19 protein-coding genes and 1 tRNA gene are annotated in these 23,475 nt (G+C 50.3%); 6 read left to right on the forward strand and 14 right to left on the reverse strand.

What is annotated here, in order from left to right; translation table 11 throughout:
* The 4 genes from B2R48_RS01595 to B2R48_RS01610 form a co-directional block, all read right to left on the reverse strand.
* A partial coding sequence (locus B2R48_RS01595; RefSeq protein ID WP_296997027.1) for a recombinase family protein occupies positions 1 to 121 on the reverse strand: 121 nt, incomplete at its 3' end.
* Between the two features lie 200 nt (positions 122 to 321).
* The gene (chrA, locus tag B2R48_RS01600) at positions 322 to 1,620 is read right to left on the reverse strand and encodes a chromate efflux transporter (RefSeq protein ID WP_349676141.1); all 1,299 of its coding nucleotides are present in this window, start codon (positions 1,618 to 1,620) and stop codon (positions 322 to 324) included.
* 118 nt (positions 1,621 to 1,738) lie between these two features.
* Positions 1,739 to 3,049 carry an MFS transporter gene (locus tag B2R48_RS01605; protein WP_296996987.1) on the reverse strand — a complete coding sequence of 437 codons (1,311 nt, stop codon included), beginning with the start codon at positions 3,047 to 3,049 and terminating at the stop codon, positions 1,739 to 1,741.
* Positions 3,050 to 3,073: 24 nt separating this feature from the next.
* Entirely contained in the window at positions 3,074 to 3,352 is a 279-nt protein-coding gene (locus B2R48_RS01610; RefSeq protein ID WP_296996990.1) for a metal-sensing transcriptional repressor, read from the reverse strand.
* A 103-nt stretch (positions 3,353 to 3,455) separates the two neighbouring features.
* Here B2R48_RS01610 and B2R48_RS01615 point away from each other — a divergent pair, with 103 nt between their 5' ends.
* The 3 genes from B2R48_RS01615 to B2R48_RS01625 are packed head-to-tail and all read left to right on the forward strand — an operon-like array spanning position 3,456 to position 5,233.
* Positions 3,456 to 3,788 (forward strand): hypothetical protein, encoded by a 333-nt coding sequence (locus tag B2R48_RS01615; protein WP_296996993.1) that lies wholly within the window; start codon positions 3,456 to 3,458, stop codon positions 3,786 to 3,788.
* Positions 3,789 to 3,835: 47 nt separating this feature from the next.
* Positions 3,836 to 4,567 carry a HupE/UreJ family protein gene (locus tag B2R48_RS01620; protein ID WP_296996995.1) on the forward strand — a complete coding sequence of 244 codons (732 nt, stop codon included), beginning with the start codon at positions 3,836 to 3,838 and terminating at the stop codon, positions 4,565 to 4,567.
* Between the two features lie 18 nt (positions 4,568 to 4,585).
* Entirely contained in the window at positions 4,586 to 5,233 is a 648-nt protein-coding gene (locus B2R48_RS01625; RefSeq protein WP_296996997.1) for a transmembrane anchor protein, read from the forward strand.
* 216 nt (positions 5,234 to 5,449) lie between these two features.
* Here B2R48_RS01625 and B2R48_RS01630 read toward each other — a convergent pair whose 3' ends face one another.
* A complete protein-coding gene (locus tag B2R48_RS01630; protein ID WP_296997000.1) occupies positions 5,450 to 6,457 on the reverse strand; it encodes an NADH:flavin oxidoreductase/NADH oxidase in 1,008 nt (335 codons plus the stop codon).
* 215 nt (positions 6,458 to 6,672) lie between these two features.
* Here B2R48_RS01630 and B2R48_RS01635 point away from each other — a divergent pair, with 215 nt between their 5' ends.
* Complete coding sequence (locus tag B2R48_RS01635) at positions 6,673 to 7,080, forward strand: DoxX family protein (protein WP_296997003.1); 408 nt, start codon at positions 6,673 to 6,675, stop codon at positions 7,078 to 7,080.
* A gap of 10 nt (positions 7,081 to 7,090) precedes the next feature.
* Entirely contained in the window at positions 7,091 to 7,744 is a 654-nt protein-coding gene (locus tag B2R48_RS01640) for a TetR/AcrR family transcriptional regulator (RefSeq protein WP_296997005.1), read from the forward strand.
* 182 nt (positions 7,745 to 7,926) lie between these two features.
* On the opposite strand, the gene B2R48_RS01645 is transcribed toward B2R48_RS01640, so the two are convergent.
* The 6 genes from B2R48_RS01645 to B2R48_RS01670 all read right to left on the reverse strand — a co-directional run bounded on the left by B2R48_RS01645 (position 7,927) and on the right by B2R48_RS01670 (position 14,437).
* Positions 7,927 to 8,886 (reverse strand): acetamidase/formamidase family protein, encoded by a 960-nt coding sequence (locus tag B2R48_RS01645; protein ID WP_296997007.1) that lies wholly within the window; start codon positions 8,884 to 8,886, stop codon positions 7,927 to 7,929.
* Between the two features lie 33 nt (positions 8,887 to 8,919).
* Complete coding sequence (gene urtE / locus B2R48_RS01650; protein ID WP_296997010.1) at positions 8,920 to 9,615, reverse strand: urea ABC transporter ATP-binding subunit UrtE; 696 nt, start codon at positions 9,613 to 9,615, stop codon at positions 8,920 to 8,922.
* Position 9,616: 1 nt separating this feature from the next.
* Positions 9,617 to 10,363, reverse strand: coding sequence for an urea ABC transporter ATP-binding protein UrtD (gene urtD, locus B2R48_RS01655; protein WP_296997013.1), 747 nt, complete (start codon positions 10,361 to 10,363; stop codon positions 9,617 to 9,619).
* Positions 10,360 to 11,478 (reverse strand): urea ABC transporter permease subunit UrtC, encoded by a 1,119-nt coding sequence (urtC, locus tag B2R48_RS01660; RefSeq protein ID WP_296997014.1) that lies wholly within the window; start codon positions 11,476 to 11,478, stop codon positions 10,360 to 10,362. Before urtC ends, urtD begins: the two co-directional genes overlap by 4 nt.
* Positions 11,475 to 13,130: an urea ABC transporter permease subunit UrtB gene (urtB, locus tag B2R48_RS01665; RefSeq protein ID WP_296997016.1), complete on the reverse strand. Its 1,656-nt coding sequence runs from the start codon at positions 13,128 to 13,130 to the stop codon at positions 11,475 to 11,477. Before urtB ends, urtC begins: the two co-directional genes overlap by 4 nt.
* Before the next feature lie 74 nt (positions 13,131 to 13,204).
* The gene (locus B2R48_RS01670; RefSeq protein WP_296997018.1) at positions 13,205 to 14,437 is read right to left on the reverse strand and encodes an urea ABC transporter substrate-binding protein; all 1,233 of its coding nucleotides are present in this window, start codon (positions 14,435 to 14,437) and stop codon (positions 13,205 to 13,207) included.
* Positions 14,438 to 14,784: 347 nt separating this feature from the next.
* On the opposite strand from B2R48_RS01670, the gene B2R48_RS01675 reads away from it, so the two are divergent.
* Positions 14,785 to 16,014 (forward strand): ROK family transcriptional regulator, encoded by a 1,230-nt coding sequence (locus tag B2R48_RS01675; RefSeq protein ID WP_296997021.1) that lies wholly within the window; start codon positions 14,785 to 14,787, stop codon positions 16,012 to 16,014.
* A gap of 490 nt (positions 16,015 to 16,504) precedes the next feature.
* On the opposite strand, the gene B2R48_RS01680 is transcribed toward B2R48_RS01675, so the two are convergent.
* The 3 genes from B2R48_RS01680 to B2R48_RS01690 all read right to left on the reverse strand — a co-directional run bounded on the left by B2R48_RS01680 (position 16,505) and on the right by B2R48_RS01690 (position 23,261).
* A complete protein-coding gene (locus tag B2R48_RS01680) occupies positions 16,505 to 18,025 on the reverse strand; it encodes a MarR family transcriptional regulator (protein ID WP_296997023.1) in 1,521 nt (506 codons plus the stop codon).
* Position 18,026: 1 nt separating this feature from the next.
* Positions 18,027 to 22,928: an AAA domain-containing protein gene (locus B2R48_RS01685; protein ID WP_296997025.1), complete on the reverse strand. Its 4,902-nt coding sequence runs from the start codon at positions 22,926 to 22,928 to the stop codon at positions 18,027 to 18,029.
* Positions 22,929 to 23,184: 256 nt separating this feature from the next.
* Positions 23,185 to 23,261: transfer RNA gene (locus B2R48_RS01690), tRNA-Ile, on the reverse strand.
* Positions 23,262 to 23,475 lie beyond the last annotated feature (214 nt).

The following is a 23,475-nucleotide window of genomic DNA, read 5'->3' on the forward strand; positions in this document are numbered from 1 at the left end:
CACCTTTGGCGCCACTCACCTTGTCTTGGAAAATGCGCTCACAACCGGCTTCCCGCAAAGCGTCATTTTGCAGGTCAAGATTCTGATCGTCTGTAGATACACGTGCATAGCCGATACGCATGGCGCACCGTCCAGAAAGCCGATTTTGAGGCGCAGAATATTACGTTGATTTCAAGACGCGGTATACAGACAAATTAACAGTTTTCAATCGGAGATTGGAATTCGGGCTTTCATATGTCTGGAAAACGTTCATATGCTAGACATGAATCTTATGGCCCAACGATCAAAATCATCGATATGTCTTTATCTTGGTCGGCGCATTCAGAAACCGAAAAATGCCAACGCTAGCGACCCTACGGCGGCAAGTAGCAGAACCCTGACGATCCCCCAATGAAAACCCAGCAACATAATGCCGCACAAAGCTGAAATCCCAACTGCGAGTAGATCAATTGACGTCATTTCAGGTAGCCAGAAATTGAAAATTCCGGCTTCATATCTCGTCACATTCTTAAAAAATACATGAAGTCCGAACCAGATCGCGAGGTTTAGGATAACCCCGACGACCGCAGATGTGATCATGGCAAGTGCATTTTTTAGCCTCGGCCGGGATGCGATCCAGTCGATATAGGGGGCGCCCGCGAATATCCAGAGAAAGCAGGGAACGAAGGTAACCCAGACCGTAAGAGCAGCCCCAAGAAATCCGGAAATCATTCCACCTTCACGATAGGCAGCCAGGAACCCTACAAATTCTGTCACCAGAATAAGCGGCCCCGGTGTTGTTTCGGCAAGACCAAGCCCGTCCATCATTTCACCGGGCAACAGCCAGCCAAAACTGTTCACCACATCCTGTGCCATATAGGCGAGAACCGCATAGGCTCCACCAAAGGTTACGACAGCCAGTTTGGAGAAAAACATCCCGAGCTCAGGCAAAACCGCCGATTGGCTGAGCCCAAAGGCTGCCAAAACCGGAATCCACCAGATCAGCCCCCAAATCACGATGGTCTGCAGTGTTCCCGAAAACGACAGGGTGGATGGCATGCTATCGTGGTCCGCTTTGGGGGCATGACCGGTTGAAGAAACAGCAACCCCGTAAAGGGCTGCACACACTACAATCAGCGGAAAGGGAACGGCAAAAGCCGAAATGGCAATATAGGCCAGCCCAGCAACTACCCAGTTTTCTCTGTGCCGCAAGGCACGCCGCGAAATGCGCAGCAATGCTTCTAGCACAATAATCACCACGGCGGCTTTCACACCAAGGAACAGTGCGGTTGTAACCGGCTGGTTGCCAAACAGCGCATAAACAATGGAAAGAGCAAGAATGACAAGGGTGCCCGGAATGATAAATAGAAGCCCTGCTGCCAAGCCGCCAATTGTTCCATGCAGTTTCCAGCCTGCGTAGGTAGCAAGCTGCATGGCTTCGGGACCGGGAAGCAACATGCAGAAACCCAGCGCATCGAGATACTGTTTTTCTGTCAGCCAGCCACGCTCATCAACGACCTCGCGATGCATGAGCGATATTTGCGCGGCAGGTCCCCCGAAAGACAAAAGGCCTATGCGCGCCCAGACTTTCAATGCTTCGGAAAAGGTTGGGGACAATTGTTGCGGCTTCAGGTTCTCCAATTTTCAGCACTTTCCTGAAGTTGTTATCAAACTGCCTCTTGTCGAGGTATTGCGGATCGTAGCACCAGAACAGAAAAACTGCAGCGTAGATAATCAACTCTGCTGTCGGCCTGTCTGTTTAAGGCCATCGGGAATGGATTTCATCGATTACATAAGGATGGCGATGGCTGCGCGCACCTTGCAAATGCGGATGGTCTGCAGGGAGATCATCATGGCTGTGTTCGATTTCGTCGCTGTCGCTCGCAGGCCAGAACAGGGTTCCGGCCAGTGTCGCGAGCAGGGCGATTGCGCCAAAAAGCACCAGACCCGCCTGAAATCCGTATTGCGAAACAAACCAGCCAGCCAGCGGATAGGTCACAAGCCAGCAGGCATGAGACAGGGCAAACTGGGCGGCAAAAATCGATGGCCGATCCCGGTCATGGGCGGATTTGCGCAACAGGCGTCCCGAAGGTGTCTGGGTTGCGGAATAGCCAAAGCCGGTAATGAACCAGACAATCAGAAGAACCGGCCATACCAGTTCGCCCATCAGGAGAAATGACGCCAGACCGGCAAAGGCCAGTGTTCCCAGTAGCGCACCGGCAATCATTACGGTGCGTTCTCGGGTCCGAGCAAGAATACCCGGCAGAATCAGAGCCGCCAGCATCGAACCGGCACCAAACGTCCCAAGGGTGATGGCAACCGCGCTGTCGCCAAGCGCAAGCGTGTCACGGACAACGATAATCGTATTGACCAGTATCTGGGCACCAAGGGCCGCGACCGCCATATTGATCGCCATCAATCCGCGCAGGCGCGGTGTCCGGGTAAAGATGCGTACCCCGCGCAACAAACGTTTTGCAAAGCTGTCGGTGGGGGACGTGGCCGGTGCAGGCAGGCTGACGCCGAGGATAAGGGCGGCTGACAGGGCAAACCCGGCCGATGTCCCAGCAAAAAGCGCATTAAACGACATCACAGCCAGCAGCAATGTCGCGATCAGCGGGCTGATCAGGTTTTCAAGATCATAGGCCAGCCGGGACAGGGACAGCGCCTTGGTATAACGTTCCTCGTCGGTCAGGATTTCCGGAATGGTGGCCTGAAATGTCGGGGTAAAAGCGGCAGATGCACTTTGCAACAGAAAAATCAGCACGTAAATCTGCCAGATTTCGGTGACAAACGGCAGCATGGCGGCGATCAGCACACGAAAAAGATCCAACCCGATCAGAACCGGGCGGCGCGGCAGCGGGGCGACCAGTGCCGCAGCAAAGGGGGAAACCCCGACATAGGCAATCATTTTAATGGCAAAGGCCGTGCCAAGAACCATCCCGGCATCCGATCCGGCAAGATCAAATGCCAGAAGCGACAGGCCGACCGTTGCAAGCCCGGTGCCGAGCAGCGATGAAATCTGGGCCAGGAACAAATTGCGATAGCGACGATCCGAAAGCACGGAAAGCATGGGGAACCTCGGAAAGGTGGGGGCTCACAGGTATTTTGCAATCTTTTTGAACCCGTCGAGCGATGCGGGACTGGCGGCGGGGGCATCGGCGAAGGCCGTGTCGAGGCAATGGTCGATATGATCCTGTATCAGGATGCGTTTGGCTTGCGAGATGGCCTTTTCAACGGCGTGAATCTGCTGGGCGATATCCTCGCACGGGCGGCCTTCTTCGATCATTGAAATGACACTATGCAAATGGCCGTCGGCGCGCTTTAATCGCTTGACGATGTCAGGATGGGTTGCGTGTGGAACGTATTCTGTCATATAGAAGAACCTATCCCCCCCAGGGGGGTAAATCAAGTGACCAACGCGCCACAGATTTCTGGAGAGGCAGGACAAAACTGTGACAGGGTTGATGTACCGGGGAATGATGCGGCTTGTTGTGGTTGCGGGGATGCTTGTGGCATTCATCGCACAGCAGAATCATCATTTGCCATCGGGTTTTCCTGTTTCGGAAGCATCGCCCGCGCAGTTGCTTGAAATCCTTGATCACGGTCACAGCCATGAACTCGATATTGTCGATAGTGGCGATAATGCCGGATGCACATCCCATGATCTTGTTGATCATGATCATCCCCCGGCCATTCTGGCAGACCGCGAAATCATGTCGCGCATACTGTATCGCTGTGGCTGGTCGCGGGTGGAACTGACAGCACGGGACATCCCGCCCGGACAGGATATTCGCCCTCCCATCGTGTGAGAAGCCATTCGAGTACTCGATACAGTCTTCACGATGAAAGTTTTATCATGCACGGTTTTCGAACTGCTGCGCACGGGGTTGCGGACTTTGTCCCGCCGCGTCTTGCGACAGTATGTCTTGCGTTCGTGCTGCTGGTTCTGGCAGCGACGGATGCGCTGGCCCATGCCGTCACCGAAGGTGACAAGGGCTATATCATGGAAATCAGCGGTATCAATCTGATCCCGTTTGTCTATCTGGGAGCCAAGCACATGGTGACCGGATATGATCATCTTCTGTTTCTGTTTGGTGTGATCTTTTTCCTTTACCGGATGAAGCATATCGCCATCTATGTCAGCCTGTTTGCCGTCGGCCATTCGACGACAATGTTGCTCGGCGTCTTTTTTGACTGGAATGTCAGTTCCTATCTGATTGACGCGATCATCGGTTTGTCGGTGGTTTACAAGGCACTTGATAATCTTGGTGCGTTTCAGCGGTGGTTCGGTTTTCAACCCGACACAAAGATCGCCACACTGGTTTTCGGGTTCTTTCACGGGCTGGGTCTTGCGACCAAAATCCTTGAATATGACATCGCGCCCGATGGGCTTCTTCCCAATCTGATTGCCTTCAATATCGGGGTCGAACTGGGCCAGTTGATTGCGTTGGCAATGATCCTGATTTTCATGGGTTTCTGGCGCAGGACCGAAGGGTTCTGGCGTCATGCCTATACGGCCAATGTCGCGATGATGTCAGCGGGTTTCATGCTGATCGGCTATCAGATGACCGGCTATTTTGTTGCCTGACAAAACGGAGTTTGAACAATGTATAATGCCAATAAACCCAATCTTGACGAGCTTCCAAGCAGCGCACAGTTGATCCGCTCGACCATTGTTGCGGCACTTGTTGCCGTCGTTGTGCTGGTGACGGTCATTCTTCCGGCTGAATACGGGATCGACCCGACCCGGATTGGTGGCGCTCTTGGCCTGACCGAGATGGGTGAAATCAAGACCCAGCTTGCCGAAGAAGCCGAGGCCGACCGCCAGATGCAATACGAGTTGCAGAATCTTCAGCCCGGCAAGGACCAGTCGAGCCTGTTTGAAATCCTTGCCGGTCTGTTCATTTCCAGCGCACAGGCACAGACAGCGGGCGATGGATGGAAAGACACCATCAGCTTTACCCTGACGCCAGGACAGGGTGCCGAATACAAGCTCGTCATGGAAGAAGGCGCGGTTGCCCCGTTCAAATGGGTTGTCGAGGGCGGTGCCGTAAATTTCGACCTTCACGGGGATGGAACCGGCGGGCAATCCGTCAGCTATGAAAAAGGTCGGGCGATCCCCGAGGACGAAGGTGAGATCACCGCACGTTTCACCGGATATCACGGCTGGTTCTGGCGTAATCGCGGTGAAAATGACGTGACCGTCACTTTGCAAGTTGGCGGAAACTACAGCGAACTGAAACGAACCTACTAACACATGCCTTTCCCCCTTGTGCATTGTATGTGCAAGGGGGAAAGGGGGATATTTTAGTTGGCACGTAATGTGATTTCACAGCGATGATTGCAATCAGCTGGCAGATAATCTGATCTTACTCGCAACTAATGTGATTTTCGCTGCGGCGATAAGATCACATAATCAGATCCGAAAAGCGCGATAAGTGCGAGTTCGGTTTCCGATAAGTGCAAGTCTCTATAGGTAATGAGGGTTTGCAAGCAAGGCGCGACCCATCATAACGATGTCGAGCTGTTTATCCGCAATCGCTTTGTTCGCATCATTTGGCGCATCAAGCAACCAAGCGGAACCAACCGCGATCCCTGCTTCTGATCTAATGCGCGAAGCAAAGGGAACCAAGAAGGCAGGCCCCCATGGCACATTGCCCACAGGTGCCGAGAATCCCATACTGGTGCTAACAAAATCGAGCCCTGATATCTTGAACTGCTTTATGAGCGCGATCGACTGAGCCAGGGTTTCCTCATCGTGCCCGTCAAATTCCACGACACCAAATCGAACTGTTAATGGCAGATTTTCTGGCCACACTTCCCGAACAGCTTCCAGCGTCTCAAGGAGGAAACGGTTCCTTCCAGCCTGATTTCCACCGTACAAGTCGGTGCGCTGATTGGCATAACCAGAATAGAAACTGGAAGCGAGATAGCCATGAGCGAAATGGAGTTCCAACCATTCGAAACCGGCATCTCTCGCCCGCAGTGCAGCCGAAACGAAATCCGCTTTTACACTGTTAATGTCAGCCAGTGTCATCTCCTTCGGAATTTTGGAGAGCGCTCCACCGAAGGCGATTGGCGATGGTGCAATAGTCTCCCAGCCTCGAGGATCTTCAGCGCCAATGTGATCATCTCCTTCCCAAGGAAGGTTGGCGCTTGCTTTGCGACCAGCATGCCCGATCTGTATCCCCGGCACAGAACCCGCAGATTTGATCGATGCCGCGATCTGGCTCATGCCATCTATCTGCTCATCATTCCAAAGCCCCGTGCAGCCTGGGGTTATTCGGCCCTCGGGTGATACAGCGGTCGCTTCAACAATAACAAGAGCCGCTCCGCCTCGCGCCAGACTGGCATAGTGCGCAATGTGCCAGTCATTCACAAAGCCGTCTCGCGCCTGATATTGGCACATTGGTGCAACAGCAATACGGTTACGAAGGCTTACATCCTTCAATTTATACGGCGTAAATAGTGCGGACATTCTTGTTACCCTAGGTTCGTGGATAGCTTCAGGCATCAGCCCCGGCCAATTTATCCCTGCTCAAGACAACTGATTTTTCTCAGAATACTAAACTACGAGATTTGTATTAGGTCCGTTTGCGGCAACACATTGTTCCCAATTCCATACTCGTGAGTCTGATAATTATTTTATATACTCTAGAGTCTGTTAATTATTACATTGAGGAAAAGAACATTATGCCAGACATCGTTGCCCTGATATTGGACAATCAATTTACTCTGATTGCAGCGAGGGTCCTTTTGACCCTGCTCTTTTGGATGGCTGGTTTTTACGGAGTGTTTAATTTTTCCATGGTGCTGAAAGAGATGGAAGAGGCCGGACTGCGACACCCAAAAACCAGTGCCGTTGCGACAATTATATGCCAGCTAGTCGGATCTGCCCTGCTAATCACCAACCTTTATGGGCTTGGTTGGCTGGGAGCAGGGGCTTTGGGTGTGTTTACCCTTCTGTCCATTCCGCTGGGCCACCCCTTTTGGAAGTTCGAGGAACCGCGTAAGACTCATGAGTTTCAGATTGCGCTGGAACATGTGACTGTTGTTGGCGGCCTTCTTACGGCAGCCATTCTTACTTATAAAATTGATTGAGGATTAAGCTGTGTCCCAGCTAGCCGGCAAGACACCAAAGCGTCAAAGAGGCCGCCCGAAGGATGAAGCCAAGGCAATCGCACTTCTTGATGCTGCACGCCATTTGCTTTTGACCAAAGGGCTGGATGTCACTCTTGAAGAAATTTCGATCTGTGCAAATGTATCAAGAGCAACAATCTACTCAAGATTTGAGAGCAAAGAGGACTTGATTGAAGCAGTAATCCGGCGGGAGTCCGACCTCACGATCACCGATGAGGAATTCCAGTTATCAGAGAATCTACCGGTCAAGGAAGCACTGATTGCTTTCGGCACTCGCTATCTCAACTTTATCAACGGGCGCGAGCTACATGGGTGGGACAGACTAATTTCTTCTGCATCCGCAGCCCATCCAGAGTTGCCGCGCAAATTTTTTGATGCAGGCCCGGGAAGAGGACAACAGATGCTTGTTGATATCATTTCGAAGGCCGCGTCCCGAAACGAGTTATGCTCATTGGATGCTGTTACCGCAGCAGACGAGCTGACAGGCCTTTGGATGGGGCTTTCGAATCTTGAAATAAAGCTCGGGGCCAGAGAACCATTCACACAGGTAGAAATTGAACAAAAGGTAGCACGGGGAGTGACGCTGTTTCTAAAAATTTATGGACCTGATTGCATTGCTATGTAGCAATCAACAATGGCTGCTCTCAAGTGTGAGAGATATTCACTCATTTTGAAACTCATCCAAAAACTTCGCGGTTCTGACAAATTTGGAATAAGCCAAAGGAAAGCTGGCTGCGGGGATCTAGTGGAAAAAATTTCACGACGAGAACCACCCCGCAACCAAAAGATTTATTTTGAAGCAGAACCCTACAGATATTTCTTGGGCATAATCATATGAATACCCTTTACAATATCTACGAGCTGCGTGACATGCAAATCAGCCACCAGACTGCACAACATATATGCTTGGTTACGGTTTAGCTCCGACCGTTCCGTTACCAGTCGAACCATTTCTCGCACGGCCTGTCGCGCAGCTTCATCAAGGTCTGTATTCAGACCCATTGAAATCAGTTGCTCATTTGTCTCAGCAAACGGCTGCTTAATATTCATGTCCTTTCGGACCGTTAGACGAAACTTGCCATTCAAGGCCGTTTCCAGAGCTGTAATACAGACCTCCCCATGGCCCTGACAGCCATGACCGTCGCCTGCCGAGAACAGAGCGCCTTCATTAAAGACCGGCAAATAAAGTGTCGAACCAGGACGCAGATCTTTGTTGTCCATATTACCACCAAAAGCACGCGGCTCTGGGGAACCAACACGACCCCATTCCTTCGGTGGAGCAACACCCATGATACCGAAGAACGGATCCAAAGGTACACTAGTTCCCCAAGGCAAGGTCGCAACACCCTTTACCCGATCAATCATCAGATGGATACGCTCGTAATCCGTGAACTCCTCCGGCAGCGTACCCAACATCGGCAGGATTGCAGCAAACCCCCAATCCTGTCGCGGTTCCGCTTCCAGAATATCGACCTGCAACGTGTCACCGGGTTCAGCCCCATTAACATAAATTGGACCGGTCATTACATGCGGACCGACTGGACCCGCCACAACCTTGCTGCCATCGCCACCCGGAGTAAGCGCCTCCATGGCAGCTTTATGGTCGTCGGTTACAAGGCTGGAGTCTGGCGGCAAATCCTCAGGGAAACATGCCGTCAGCGTATGCAGCATAACAGTTTCACCTGAATTGATCTCAGCGACGGGCGGCGTATCCGCATCGAAATACCCCCAAAACAGGTTTTCCGGAGTTGCCTTCACTTCAATCATAAAACGATACTCTCTGTTAAGGTTAAAAATAGATCAAATGGAAATGAAGCTTTTGATCCTGCTTTCTTCCATCTCTTCGTTCGTACCTTTGTCGACAACCTCGCCCCGCGACAGAATGAGGTATTCGTCGGCTAGTCGATGGGCGAATTCGAAATATTGCTCGACAACCAAGATCGACATCTTGTCCTTCAATGCGAAGATCACATCCTCGATCCGTTGCACGATGTTGGGCTGAATACCTTCTGTTGGTTCATCAAGAATCAACAAAGATGGTCGAGACGCCAGCGCACGTCCGATGCTTAGCTGCTGTTGCTGCCCGCCCGACAAATCACCGCCACGCCGGTTCCACATTTCGCCTAACACGGGAAACAGCTCGGTCATCTCATCCGCAATCGCATCGCGCTCACCAGCCGATGAGACATGCATGGCAATTTCAAGATTTTCGCGGACTGTGAGATTACCAAATATCTCCCGTCCCTGAGGCACATAACCAAGCCCTGACAAAACACGCCGATGGGACGGTGCCTGTGTAATGTCTCTGCCAGCGTAAACCATCGACCCTGATGTCGCGGGCAACAGCCCCATCAGACATTTCAGTAAAGTGGTTTTGCCCGCGCCATTCCGACCTAAAACAGCCAGGCATCCGCGATCTGGAATCTCAAAGGTTAGATCGCGCAAAATATGACTGCTTCCGTAATGTTGATTCAAAGAATCTACGACCAATTTCATATTAACGCCCCAAATACACGTCACGAACCTGCGGATCTGACTTCACTTTTTCCATAGACCCTTCGATCAGCACACGTCCTTCGTGTAGCACCGTGATCACATCAGCAATTTTTTCGACAAAGCTCATATCGTGCTCGATAACAACAACGGCGCGATCCGGCGAACGCAGAGAAGAAACAAGCTCCACCGTACGCTCTGTCTCTTCGTCGCTCATGCCAGCAACAGGTTCGTCAAGCAAAAGAACCTTAGGCTCCTGTAGAAGCAACATGCCGATTTCTAACCATTGCTTTTCACCATGCGATAAGACGCCTGCTGGCCGATCAACAAGGTCTTTCATGCCGATCGTTTCCAACACCTGCTCCATACGATCCTTCTCGTCGGATGATGGTGAACGGAACATTTCGTTTATTGTACCTGCATCACTGTTGCGGAGTGCCAGGCGCAGATTGTTTGCAACGCTCAGTGCTTCAAAAATGCTGGGCTTTTGAAATTTCCTGCCAACGCCTGCCAACGCCACTTTCACGTCTGACATTGCCAGCAAATCAACCTTGCTGTTTAGCGCAACAACTCCATCATCGGGGCGCGTCTTGCCAGTGATGATATCGAGCAACGTTGTCTTTCCCGCACCGTTCGGACCAATAATTGCACGGACCTCACCGTACTTGATGAGCATCGAAAGACCGTCGATAGCACGCATCGAACCAAACGATACTGATAACCCATCAATATAAAGTGCGACGGCGCTCATATCTTTCGCCCCCCCAACATCCTCACCCTCGAGAGGCCGGTCTTGAACACCTCAGGAGTTCCGTAAACGCCATTTGGCAGGAATACGACGACAGCCAGCACCAAAGCAGATAGGATAAATGGCCATAAGTCAGGGACGAAAGCTGTCAGCCAGAACTTCAGTGCGGTAATTGCAACAGCCCCCAAGAACGCGCCGACCAGAGTTCCTCTACCACCCACAATTACCCATACGGCAATTTCAACGGACAGTTCCGGCGACAACACCCGGGGATTGATAATCCCGACTTGCGGCACATACAATGCCCCCGCAATCGCTGCCAGCACTGCCGACAGACACCATGCAAGCAACTTGACCCATATGGTTTCGTAGCCGAGAAAACGCAGCCGAGGCTCGTCGTCGCGGATTGCCATCAACATGTGTCCGAAGCGCGAGCGCACCAGAATGTTAAGGCCAAATATAGCAATCGCAGCAATCATGATTGTAGATGCACACAACACTGCGACCACAACCGGGTCCGACAACGAACTGCCGAAAATCGAAACGAAGCCGGTCATGCCATTATTGCCACCGAACCCGGTATCGTTTCGGAAAAACAACAGCATCGCGACATAAACTAGCGCCTGGGTGATAATTGCAAAATACACCCCGGTAACGCGTGATCTGAATGATATCGCGCCGAAAATGGCTGAGACCAGTACAGCAACAACAATGATGAGACCTACTATATAGTAGATGTTTTCCATCAACGCGTAATAGACAGGCAGGTCTTCCCATCCCATGAACAACATGAAATCTGGCGGCGTCCCGGTCGCCAGGAAGGCCACCTTGACCATATGCATGGCAATCAGATACCCGCCAATGGCGAAATAAAGACCATGCCCAAGGCTAAGGATCCCCCCAAAGCCCCACACAAGATCCAAAGCGATCGCCAGCAAACCGAACGCTGCGGCCTGGCCGATCATATTCATGGCATAGACGGACAACCCACTACCACTAATGCCCGAAACAAGCACCACAACAGCAATACCTGCCAATACCGCAGCAACCGCTGGGGCTGAACCATTAAGCATAAGCGGCCGCCCGCTACCTGAAATAAAGCTTTCCAGTGACGTCATTTCCGCCCCTTTACTGCGAAGATGCCTTGCGGCCTAAACTGGATGAAAACAATGATCATCAACAAGACGATGACTTTCGCAGCAACCGCCCCGTAAATTGGCTCAATGACAATATTGATCTGACCAATCGTTAGAGCCGAAATCAGTGTTCCGGCAACGTTACCAACCCCGCCGAGGACAACGACCATGAATGAGTCGACAATGAAGTTGGTCCCCATGGTTGGATTAACACTGTAGATCGGCGTCAATACGAGGCCAGCCAACCCGGCTAGTCCGGAGCCAAGGCCAAAACTGATGGAGTCAATGCGCCGCGATGAAACACCAACGCAACTTGCCATGGCACGATTTTCCGTAACCCCACGGATGTAAAGTCCCCAGCGGGTCTTGTGTACAAGCAACAGAACTGAAATCAGAACAGCCGCAGAAAAACCGATCGCAAAGAGGCGGCTCCAGGTGATGATAAAGTCTGCGGTAACCCGCACACCACCAGACAGAAACGATGGAACAATGAATTCAAGGTTCTGAGTGCCGAATGCCACACGAACCAAGTTGATCAGAAACAGGCTGATGGCCCATGTCGCGAGCAAGGTCATCAGTGGACGGCCATAAAGATGCCGGATAACCGTCACCTCTAGGATCATACCGACGGCAGCCGTCACAAGAAAAGCAACCGGGATTGAAATCACCAAGTACCAGTCCAACAATCCTGGCGCCCACAACCTGAGGACCTCTTGAACCATGAAGGTTGCGTAAGACCCGACCATGATGAATTCACCTTGGGCCAAATTGATGACCCCCATCAGGCCGAAGATAATCGCCAACCCTAACGACGCCATAAACAGAATGCTTGCATAACTAAGTCCACTAAATAAAACAGCGCCGATATTACCTATCTGAATCCACGTACCGACCTCATCAATGGCAACCTCCAAGGCGCGCACCAAACGCGGATCGCTATCCGCGAAACCGTCACGCTGCTGGAGGTTAATCAAAGCTGTCCTATTGCGTTCAGTGGGGATGTCGGCAATTGCTTCGATAGCCTGAATGCGCGTATCCACATCTGCCACATCATCGGACTGCAGTATCTTTAGCGACTGCACGACCTTCAACCGGTCCCGCAAATCAGGATCGACAACACCATCCAGCGCAAGGGCCAAAACAGTTGCATCGACATAATCGTAGCGTTTTTCGAGAACACTAACGGCATCACCAGCATTGGGGCCCGCCGGGTTTTCGATGAGACTCAATAAGCTGGCCGCTACATTCAAGTTCGCCCGGACCTTGAGGTTTACAAAAGGTGCGCGAGGAGGTTTACCATCTATCGTAACCACCGACATAGTGACGGGATCCAAATACCCGGCTTCAGTCTCCAGCAGGCTTTCGCCGTCCTTTGAACACAATAATTCTTTTGCGCCGAGCGCATTGATAATTGTCCCCGCCCAATCGGCGGCTTCGCGTTTTGATGCGACTTCTGCAAGCAACACATCAACTGCCCGCGTTGTCGATGACGTCTCGCCACTACATAATCCAGTTACGACGTTCGCACGATTATAGGTCACTGTTTGCGCATTGACCGGGACTACCCTGAACGTCGCAATTCCGATCACAACCATAATCGCAACAGCCCTGCATAAGGCTTTAAGCTGACACATATTGAAGGCTACCACTTGATAGTTGACGCCTCTAGACAGCGGAGTACCGCTGTCTAGAGAGTATACAAAGTCCCTTAAACGTAAGGGCTGAACGGAACGGGTTTCGGCGTCCCTTCTGATTGCCAAAGCACGTCAAAGCCCTGATCCGCATTCACAGAGCCGATGAAGACCCCACGCGAGACGTAGGTATTTTCACTACCCATCGAAATGTCGTATCCCGACGGACATTCAAACGTGAGACCATTGGATGCTGCACGCACCGCATCCACGTCTGTGGTGCCCGCCTTGTCACACGCACGCGCCCAAAGATGCACCCCGTCGTAGGCCGAAACCATAGGGTCGATAACGACATTGTTCTTGTATGGTAGTCCATTGGAATTTACGTGCTGCTTCCAGCGATCCTTGAACTCATCATTCTTGTCAGACTGCGCATTTTGCAGATATGCCCAGCAGTTCAAGTGACCAACCATCGGCTGCGTATCGAGCCCCTCAAGATCAGCTTCCAGAACATCAAGACCCAAGACAGGAATGTCAGTCGCCGTAATGCCCTGGTTAATGATTTCCTTGAAGAAAGCAGGGATTGATGAACCCACAGTGGTAAGAATGATCACTGGCTGGCCACCTGGTTCGCTGGCAAATTTGCGAATATCGTTCACAAGGGTTTGGAAGTTTGAGAAACCGAACGGCACGTATTCTTCACGCCAGCTATCAGCAGTGATACCCTTGGACTCGAAATAACCTTTGCAAATCTTGTTAATTGTGCGCGGCCAGACGTAATCCGAACCCAGCATATAGAACCGCTTCGCATTGCCACCATCTTCACTCATCAAGTAATCGATTGCTGGCAACACTGAACTCGCAGGTGGTGAATTCAAGTACACGACGTTCTTGGAGTTTTCTTCCCCCTCAAAGTGCAAAGGGTAATAAAGCAAACCGTTATTCTGCTCCACCACCGGCAATACCGATTTACGTGAAACCGACGTCCAGCAACCAAACAGGCTGGCAACCTTTTCCTGTTGGAGCATCTGCCTGCTGAGCTGGGCATAAAGCGGCCAATCCGACGCCGGATCCGAAATCAATGCTTCGACCTGCTTACCGAGTACACCGCCTTTGCCATTAATCTCGTCGACGGCCATTTTAACAACTTCGTTCAAACGGCCTTCCACGTTAGCCATTGTGCCAGAAGAAGAAAAAAGGCAACCGATCTTTATTGCTTCCGATGCATTGGCCTTGCCGATAATAGATGGCATAGCCATCAAACTAGCTGCCGCTGCCGATGTCTTAAGGAAAGTTCTGCGCTTCATCATGACCTCACTACCGTGTTTGAAACTGGGCATTTTGGAATAGAGAACGAATCAGCAGGTCATCAGCAATTACAATGCCAATTTAATTACAAGAAGTAAGAAAATAACTATTGCATTGTATATAAACGATTTTTTACAATTCTGCATTCCATATCCGCAACACACATGCACTGAAGCGCCCACAGATAATGCACATTATTTATACACCATTAGAATAAGTGACTATTTTTTGACCTTTTCGGGAGAGGATGGATGTTTAGTGGATTACGCGCACTCTCTTTTGACATACTGTTTGCGGAATCGTTCAAAGCAACCACGGCCCTTCTACGTGTAAAAGAAAGACATTTTACATGACTCAGGAACACAAACTGACGAAGTCGCATCACCTTCGACAGAACAACAGATCACTGATACTCAAAGAGATATTTCATACACCGGGCATATCTCGCCGTGAGCTCGCCGACGTATCCAATCTGACAGAGGCTTCGCTATCCCGGATAACCAAGGATTTAATCGATGAGGGGCTAATCCAAACGATTGAAACCCGACCAGAGCGCTTGACTCGAGGACGACCCAATGTCGGCCTGACACTGTGTCAGAACGGAATGTACATTCTTTGTATCTGCCTGACAGCGTTCGAACAAAAACTTTCAATCGTTGCTGCAAATGGCGAACGCCTAACCGAAGATTTAATTACCGGCTGGCCTGACATCCGACCGAATGAACTTATTGATCAGATCGCGACACATGTCGATATTCTTCACCGGCGGCCCGATCTCCAATTCGACAAACTTAAAGCCGTCAGCCTAACGATCGCTGGCGACATTGATACCCATCACGACGCGATCATAAGCGCTCGCCCCGGCATCCGCGACATCGACACGCTGTATGAACAGATTGCCAACACTTTTAATCTGCCAATTTGCCTACAAAACACATCCATCGCGCTACATGTAGCCGAAACTCGCAATAAACTGTCGCGCGAACCATCAAACAGCTTATTGCTTTATTCAGGCATTGGAGTTGGCGCAAGCTTGATGATTCAGGGATTGGTATCCCACGGCAGCGAACATGAAAGCTGGATAGGCGGGATAATGATCGAGCGCCCCCCACTCAGCGACAATATAATAGCCGACAACGCCGAGCACCAACATCAAACAGCCATCAAACTGGACGACATATCATCAGGTCGAGCTATTTTGCATCGCCTCGGCCAATACGGCATCGAACCAGCTCCTGAACATGGAGATGGCGGCCTACATCTCGCCCTACCTCACGCTATTCGCCAGGCGAATTCCGGCGAAAGACGCGCAGTGGCAGCATTTTCTGACGCCGGACGAACACTGGGATTGGCATTCCAAAGTACCGTTGCACTAGCCCAACCAGAATTTGTCATTCTGGCTGGGCCGATCGCAGCTGCGCACCCGTTCGTTGACGGCTTCGACAGGGCGATGAGAGACTATAATGCAGGCTTTGCTAGCCATCCACATACCTTAAAAGTATCGAAAATTTCTTCGCTAATGGCTACGGAGATCGTTGGGCTAGAGAGATTCCTCCTCTCCAAACCGCTCATTGATTGATTACACTGAAGGACCCGCAATTCACTATTCCCAGCAAAATTACGTATGTTTGAAATCTAGTTAGATTGCTCAAAGACCAACCATCGTGAATGTCATTGTTTGCAATGAAGAAATATCGACCGATAGGATTGCACGGACCAGCCTCAATGCTTCCAGCCAAACCGACAGCAAACTGTATCGGTGAACACACAGCCCCCCCAACAAGGCATTAACGTCCTGTTACTACCCAAAGCAAATCCCCAAGACAATCAGTCGATGCAGGTGCATAACCCCGAATTATGACAATTCGAACGGCTACTGCGTCAGAGTTAAGTTAAACGGCCTGTGAAGCAGTTGCCTTGTGGAGAGAAGAATCCCGCGATGCTAGCTTATTGGCTAAGCTATCATCTGAACTCCACACAAATCTCACCGACTGTTAACACGAATAAGCCTCGTGATGTCGCTAAGCAGTTCAGTATCTTAACCACAATTTGAATAACTACTACTGCCTCTATAGAGGTTCCTCGGCATCACTGTTCATTGCCAAGTATTTATGAACTCGTTCTTCACGAGTTTCCGGACGGCGCACGGATGTTGTGCTCTTGATGATATCATGCAGACGAGTTGAGCTACCACCCGCATTGAACCAATCTAGCTTTGCTGAAAGCGGCTGCGACACCATCAAATGAAGATCGGCGACAAAACTCGCATCAGTGGTCATGAAGCCGACAGGAACCGGTATATTAAAATCACCTCCGGTAGCGATATGGACTATGACCGCCGCAAACTTTCCAGGACGGATGATCACCTCAAGACTTGAAGGCAGAACCTCGACCGGAACGTAGACCATATTGGTAAAAACGGATGATTCTCTACCATCAGAATACCTTTTACGTAGTAGCCGTGATTCCTTATCGTAGTCACTTTGATACTCCCCCTTTATCAAGAATGTAGGGATCTTGTTGTTCGCGCCATTTCGCAAGCGATCCACAGTATCTTCGAACGCTTGGCCAACTCCCCAGAGTGGCCTGTTAGGAGCGAACCACAGCAGACAATCATCGTCATCGCAATTCATGTCCTCTTCTAGTTTGACGTAAGCATCGAGGAATGCGTCAGTTGTAGTAGAGCCAATAAAGCGCGTAGAAATGTCCATGGATGGGCGCCGTTTCGCAAGAACCAACTTTGCGAAGGCTTGGAGATTAAACGAATCTCGCTCTAAAAACTGATTAAGCTGCTGCCTTTCAAATAGCCTTATGAATTCAAACGTTCGAGTACTGTCTGATGGCCAACGTTTCGTTGACAAATGTCGAGTGACAGCATCAATAATGGGCCGGCGCGATTGTCCCGTTTGCCCAGCCTCATGAAGAAGCGAAAGGTCTGGCTCAACCACCGGCTCACCGCTCAATTTCAGTACCAGTGGGAGTGATAGGACGGTCAACCCCATTTGCAACGGTTCCACTGCGTCGATCGAGTAAAGTTCTGTCGCCTTGTCGTCGCCATATCGCTGATTAAACTCAGTGAAATGGTGCTCAAACGAATCCCGGATGGTTTTTGTCGCTTGGGATGCTTTCGCACTGTCAGGCGGAAGCTCCTCAAGAGCCCTCATATGGCCTTTACGACCATATTGAATGCGGCCTTGGCTCAGAGACAAAGACAAAGAAATAGAGTCAAATGGGACAGTACGCTCGATCTCCTTGATCTCGGTAATGCGAAGTGTATCCCCATCCGAACCACTTTCGAACAAGGCGAGAGCATTCCGTGTAAGTTGAATTCCACTGTCCGTCGGGTGCTCTTCAACATAACCTGCCTGAAGAAGATCCTGTATGAGCACACTTGTCTCGTCAGCCGAATAGCCAAAGTACCGCTGGATATCCTTGACCGTGACCCAGCCAATATTCTTAAGCAGCATCAGGCAGAATTCAATGTGAAGAGCGAGTTTTCTCTGTGAAGCAACAGAAGCAACAACACGGTAGTTGCGCGTTGGCAATAGGACTTCGTAGGTATCGATTTCAATTTGCTCTGAACCATGCATCTCAGTGACCTCGCTTACTGACCATGGCATCGACCAGGGTTATCTTCTGGTCTTCAGCATTTCTGGCTCGACGGGCCACATTCAGCAGCGGGTTAGGCTTCCGTCCAGCGTCTTTTTCAAAAACGTGGAGCGCACCGACAATGATCAACCGATTTTTCGCTCTTGAAAGGGCGACGTTCATTCTGTTCTCATTTGAGACATGCCCTATACTGGCTTTGCCATCAGGATCTCTGCGTGTGAGTGAAAGGATGATAAGTTCGTTATCTTTGCCCTGGTAGCTATCAACCGTATCGACCTTGATCAACCTTTCGAAATCTTGCTCCCACTGTCTAAGCGAAATACGTTCGCGTATATATGTTGCCTGAGCGGCGTACATACAAATCACACCGATGGCTTGCTCGCCATCCTTTATGTCCTCAGCCAAACGCATGACAAATTCATGTGCATTCCTAATACTCTCCAACTGCTCGAGTATAACGTCTGCTTCAAACTTGTTGATGAAACTTGTTGAACGCAGGTTGGGCCTTTCCTGATATGCATGGGGCTTGGTGTTACTCGTTGTATCAAGCCACACAATCTGACGGTCGAGCGGCGCAGGAAGCAAACTGTAATACTCTGGAACCGGTCCTCGACCCGTTTTAAGATCATACTGTGGGTAGAAATCTTCGGCGACAACCTCGGCAATATCTGAGGCCATACGATACTGCGTTGTGAGCGTTGCGCTAGCTTGTTGGCCATAAAAATTTTCGAACATACGTTGGAAGTCAGACACCTTGACATCTTCTTCTTCAAGACCTTCAACCCGACTCGCGATCTCCTCTACAAGATTCCTGTCATACATTGGCAAGAGCTGGCACTGGTCACCGACAAGCAGTGCACGGGACGCCACTTGCAAGCCAATTGCCAGCTCTCCGGCCGTTGCACGAGCTGCTTCATCTATGATTACTAGGTCAAACTGCATTGATGACATACCGAGGTGATGCCGCCCAATGCCCACACAGGTGCCGCTAACAACGGCTCGGCTTCGCACAAAAAAGCTTTCAAGTGAACTGTTGTGGGTCGCAAGAGCATTCATCCACTGGCGAGACATTTTGATCAAATGATCTATGCGCCGGAGTTCTCTAGAGTTCGTGATGCCATGCTTAACTTCCAAGCGCTTCTGAGCGTGGTATAAGGCTGTTTCAGGTTCAATTTGCTCATCATCAAGCCATGTTCTCGCGTGATTCCGATATGCAGCTAGAAGGCGGCTTTCGCGCTTCTCAACAAACTGGGTATCTTCGCCATCTTCAATAGAAGCATTCAGGTGTTCAATGACATCACCAAGCTCGGTCGTCATGTCATAAAGATCTGAAACAAAAGCAAGCTTGTCAGTAATTCTCGGAGCGATGCCGAGTATCCGCTCTTTGATCTCGGCCTTGAATTTCTGTCGATAACGATCCTGAATCGCGTCTGAATGATAATCTTTTAGACGGTCGGAGACTTTGCCTGCATTACCAACGCGGATGATGCTAATGTTTCCCCCATATTCTGCACTGAAGTCTAAAACCTTCTCCGCAGCGTGGTTCGTAGATTCGTTGGCCTGGCTCAGAATCAGCACACTGTTCAGTCCACCTTGGGTTACCGCGTAGTGAGAAAGTGCTGCGATAAAATTCGTTTTACCGGTCCCCGGGGGGCCCTGCAGAAGCCCAATCGGCCCATACTGCCAGAGCTTTTCGAACGCTGCCAATTGGGTTGCATTCAATCCGTATCTATCCAAGGAACCGCTTACAACCGGCTCAGCTACCTTGATTGGAACTCGATTGGTGTTCGGGTCGAAATAGTCAACAAGATCAGGGATCAACCCTCCACCAGCCAACAGACTCTCTATGGCACCCTTTCTGCGTCTATAGCTTTCCACATTGTTGCGCGAAACAATCCGGTATTGACGACCTGCAAATACACGAAGTTCTCTGTGGGCTCGACCACTGAGCTTAAACAAAGTCATGCTCGCCGATTTGCCATTGCCAATACTCGTCGGATCAACCATGGCGATCCGGGCCCCGTTCAAATCCGTCAATTGCACTGAGTCACTCGCGTCGAAGGAGAGTACCTGCGTGTAATCGTCCGGCAACTGAAAGCCCACGAGATAGCCTTTGCCATCAAGCTTTGGTTCACCGGTAATGGTTACGGTATCCATAAGTTCGGGCTCGGCTAACACCGTGGCAAGCCATAGTTGCCGGGTCGTCCATCTTTTCGCCGTTTGTGTGTCTCTCTCCACTGTATCGTGAACGTTCGGCTTTGTTTTGATACCGCTCCTGAAAAGAGCCGAGTTTAGTTCGTCCTTCTTATAGGCGGCATAAGCTAATCGGAGTTCTGGAAGCAGTTGTCCGAGGCTTTGCTTGCCTGTGCGCGAGACAGAAATTTTACCCGCAAAACGATGCTGGGCTTTCCTTAAAATATGGCTGATTGTTTGAGTTGGTACATCATCGTTGAACTTGACGTATTCGACACTCCAGTCGTCTGGTCGAATGATAATCAAGAGGTTGTGAGCAGCACCTGCAACCCGAAATACAACTTTCTTAGCATCCTTGTTATGAGGTTGAACGTCGATCGAATAGAACCCGTTGTCGGGATGAAACACCCGATCTTCGACAATATTCGGACTTGAGACAAAGCATTCAACTTCATTTTCCAGAGCATCGCCTTGCGGTGCTGCAGTCAACGACTTGATGGTATTCTGAAGAGGAGCCAGAGAAGTATTAGCCGGAGAGCCTTCAGTAATTCTATTACAAGCCGCTCTTAGCTCGTCCTGTTCGTTTTGCGAGAGTGTGTTCGGGGCAATCCACGTTAGTACATCCTCGACGCATCTACAGACAGCAAACCGATCACGACCGGCCTGTCCGGAAATGTCTGAAGGCGGGCAGTAACGCGCAGTTTGATGATCACTTGGCCCAGTAGGCGAGAAGTCCGGAAGATCAACCAGCACCGTAGCTGGCTTATCTCTGACATTAGTGATCATAATATTAGACGGCTTTACGTCACCATGGAATAACTCGCAGTCATGCAGACTCAAAACTGCTCTGATAAGATCAGAAATCAGGATGAATATTTGATCACGCGAGAAAGTGGAAATCGTTTCTGCACTGAATGGTCTGCTTTCAGGAACTGTCGCTGAAACAAGAAACAGGCTGAAGTCGACAGCGATACCGACGTCTAAGATCTTTTGAATTCCTGTTAGGTTCAATGACTTCAACTTGTCGGCACGGAGCAGAAAAGCACGCTTGGAAAGGTCAGATGCGGAATGCGAGAACCAAGACTTCACAAAGACCGGCACACCATTGTGAGTAGATTGCCAGTTCATCCGTTCAGTGGAGGTAACTGGGGCCCCTTTGGACGGATAAACAGTCAGTGGGTGTTGATCAATCTTGAAAGATGAAAGATCGGCTGTGGCGTCGAACGTTTCGTCTTCCTTTGATTGCGTAGCCCTGTTCAAGGCGGCAAGCATTTCCTTGGCGGAGGCAAATCGCTCTTTTGGTTCCCAAGCGAGAGACTGCTTGAACCAGTTGCAAATGTTAACAGGTATGGCTGCAAGGGTAGCAGAATCAATTCCTTCAAACGACGGCACATCGCCCTGAAGCGGAAGTTGTTTTCCCGTGAGAATTGACCAGCAAAGCACAGCAGTGAGAAACACATCCTTTTGGTACTGTGTGGAAATCTCTTCAAGTATGTCCTCGGGTAACGTGCTTTTCGCCCCCATCATGTCCACGCGGTTACTCGAAATCGTTCTTTGATCTGGGTCGGGAAAATAAGAAACGCAGAAGTTCGAGAGCTTTAATCGCTGACCATCGACCCAAACACTATGTGGACCGATATCCCGATGAGCAACCTGGATTTTGTGCAAACTGTTGATTGCTGATACAAGGAACTTCACTCGGTCGAGGCGCGCATTAAAGTCAAGCTGATCACCGCGAGTTTTAAAATAATTCTCAGCGCGTCGAGCATCACGGTGAACGTCAAAGAGCTCCCAGAACCTTACGCTACATTCAGGTTCCCGTGCCTGCGCATGAATAATTGAGGTCTCGTAAAGTTCTGAGTCCAAATTTCGTATGTAACCCAGCGTTCGATGTTCACGCCCAGCAAGGAACTTGCGAGTATCTTCATCCCCGCCACCTGCGAGCATTTGAGCAAAGTCCCAGATACGCAGAACTCCGGTGTGATTTGGGTCTTCGACAAGTTCTGCAGGATATTCGCTGTACAAGCCGTTTTGAGATTTGAACTCTGCCTCACCCGAAACCCTGTATCCGGCTCCATAGACTATTTCAGTTGGTTTTAGAGTGGGGGAATTTGTGACGAATGATGAAAGAGAATGTTTGCGGGTGCTTGAGTAAAGAGGGTCTTTATTGAATGGGGCACGCGGACTGCCAGGATAACGCCTAGAATAGGCTTTGGGATCTGCAAGCTTGAGAAATTCGTCCAAGCTAATGGCGTTTGCTTTGTCATCGTCAGACAGGCCATTAAAGTCGACGTTGGTATTGGTGAAAACTACCAACCCCTCGACGAAGGGAGGCCGACCACTGTAACCTCTCTTACCTGCCCCCTTCTCGACGTATTGCTTTAGCTTAGATGCGAAAAACTTTGCGTTTTCCTCAATCTTCTCACATGCGGACCTCTCACGTTCTTCATTCCCACGGTACCATTTCCCGCCAACATTGTGGACACGTCCACTCCAATCTTTCAGATCAACCAAAAATATTCTGTCGGTTGCAACGACAATGAGGTCAATCTCTCTGCGTTGTGTGCGTGATATCCTCAGAGAGAAACCGGTATAGCCGTACCAGTCTGAAGGTAATGCATTTACAATACGTTCAAGAGCTGCGACTTCCCTTTGCATTGGTCCGCTTACGTTTGCGGGTACAATCTTCATTGGGACCTCAGGAATGAAACATTAGGAAGACGCGATGCTAACATGCGCAGAATGGGCATCGGAAGCTTGAAATAGAAGATTTTCAACTTTCCCGAGAACCAAGGGATGCGTAAATGTATTTGAGTTGGGTGGATGTCGAGACTTAGCGGCTTATTGCCCTTAAAGGGCAGTTCATTCGAACAAAGCCAAAACTTTAGATTCACCTGAAGACGATCAAGCTAGAATCTAAAACCCACACCTTACCGTTGATAAAGAGTGGTGGGCCCGGCGAGACTCGAACTCGCAACCAGACCGTTATGAGCGGTCGGCTCTAACCAATTGAGCTACAGGCCCTAATCGAGCAAACTTTAGAGTATAACGAGTGCTCAATACGCCGTCGCAAACTAGATAAATTCTACCCGAGGTCAAGCGCAAATTCAGATCGCGATCATGAACGTTAACGGCAAGACCTCTGGATCACTTTGTCTCAGAAACTTTGATTTCAACCTAGTTAGCATTTTCAGCCTCGAGATACTCTTTAATCTGGAGAATACCCTCAACGCCTCTT

Source organism: Thalassospira sp. UBA848, assembly GCF_002295455.1.
Classification (GTDB): Bacteria; Pseudomonadota; Alphaproteobacteria; order Rhodospirillales; family Thalassospiraceae; genus Thalassospira.

Excerpts from the sequence above, each read along its gene's own strand:
- B2R48_RS01605 (WP_296996987.1), bottom strand. The coding sequence starts at position 3,049 with ATGCTTTCCGTGCTTTCGGATCGTCGCTATCGCAATTTGTTCCTGGCC.
- B2R48_RS01610 (WP_296996990.1), bottom strand. The coding sequence starts at position 3,352 with ATGACAGAATACGTTCCACACGCAACCCATCCTGACATCGTCAAGCGA.
- B2R48_RS01615 (WP_296996993.1), top strand. The coding sequence starts at position 3,456 with ATGATGCGGCTTGTTGTGGTTGCGGGGATGCTTGTGGCATTCATCGCA.
- B2R48_RS01620 (WP_296996995.1), top strand. The coding sequence starts at position 3,836 with ATGCACGGTTTTCGAACTGCTGCGCACGGGGTTGCGGACTTTGTCCCG.
- B2R48_RS01625 (WP_296996997.1), top strand. The coding sequence starts at position 4,586 with ATGTATAATGCCAATAAACCCAATCTTGACGAGCTTCCAAGCAGCGCA.
- B2R48_RS01630 (WP_296997000.1), bottom strand. The coding sequence starts at position 6,457 with ATGTCCGCACTATTTACGCCGTATAAATTGAAGGATGTAAGCCTTCGT.
- B2R48_RS01635 (WP_296997003.1), top strand. The coding sequence starts at position 6,673 with ATGCCAGACATCGTTGCCCTGATATTGGACAATCAATTTACTCTGATT.
- B2R48_RS01645 (WP_296997007.1), bottom strand. The coding sequence starts at position 8,886 with ATGATTGAAGTGAAGGCAACTCCGGAAAACCTGTTTTGGGGGTATTTC.
- urtE (WP_296997010.1), bottom strand. The coding sequence starts at position 9,615 with ATGAAATTGGTCGTAGATTCTTTGAATCAACATTACGGAAGCAGTCAT.
- urtD (WP_296997013.1), bottom strand. The coding sequence starts at position 10,363 with ATGAGCGCCGTCGCACTTTATATTGATGGGTTATCAGTATCGTTTGGT.
- urtC (WP_296997014.1), bottom strand. The coding sequence starts at position 11,478 with ATGACGTCACTGGAAAGCTTTATTTCAGGTAGCGGGCGGCCGCTTATG.
- urtB (WP_296997016.1), bottom strand. The coding sequence starts at position 13,130 with ATGTGTCAGCTTAAAGCCTTATGCAGGGCTGTTGCGATTATGGTTGTG.
- B2R48_RS01670 (WP_296997018.1), bottom strand. The coding sequence starts at position 14,437 with ATGATGAAGCGCAGAACTTTCCTTAAGACATCGGCAGCGGCAGCTAGT.
- B2R48_RS01675 (WP_296997021.1), top strand. The coding sequence starts at position 14,785 with ATGACTCAGGAACACAAACTGACGAAGTCGCATCACCTTCGACAGAAC.
- B2R48_RS01680 (WP_296997023.1), bottom strand. The coding sequence starts at position 18,025 with ATGCATGGTTCAGAGCAAATTGAAATCGATACCTACGAAGTCCTATTG.
- B2R48_RS01685 (WP_296997025.1), bottom strand. The coding sequence starts at position 22,928 with ATGAAGATTGTACCCGCAAACGTAAGCGGACCAATGCAAAGGGAAGTC.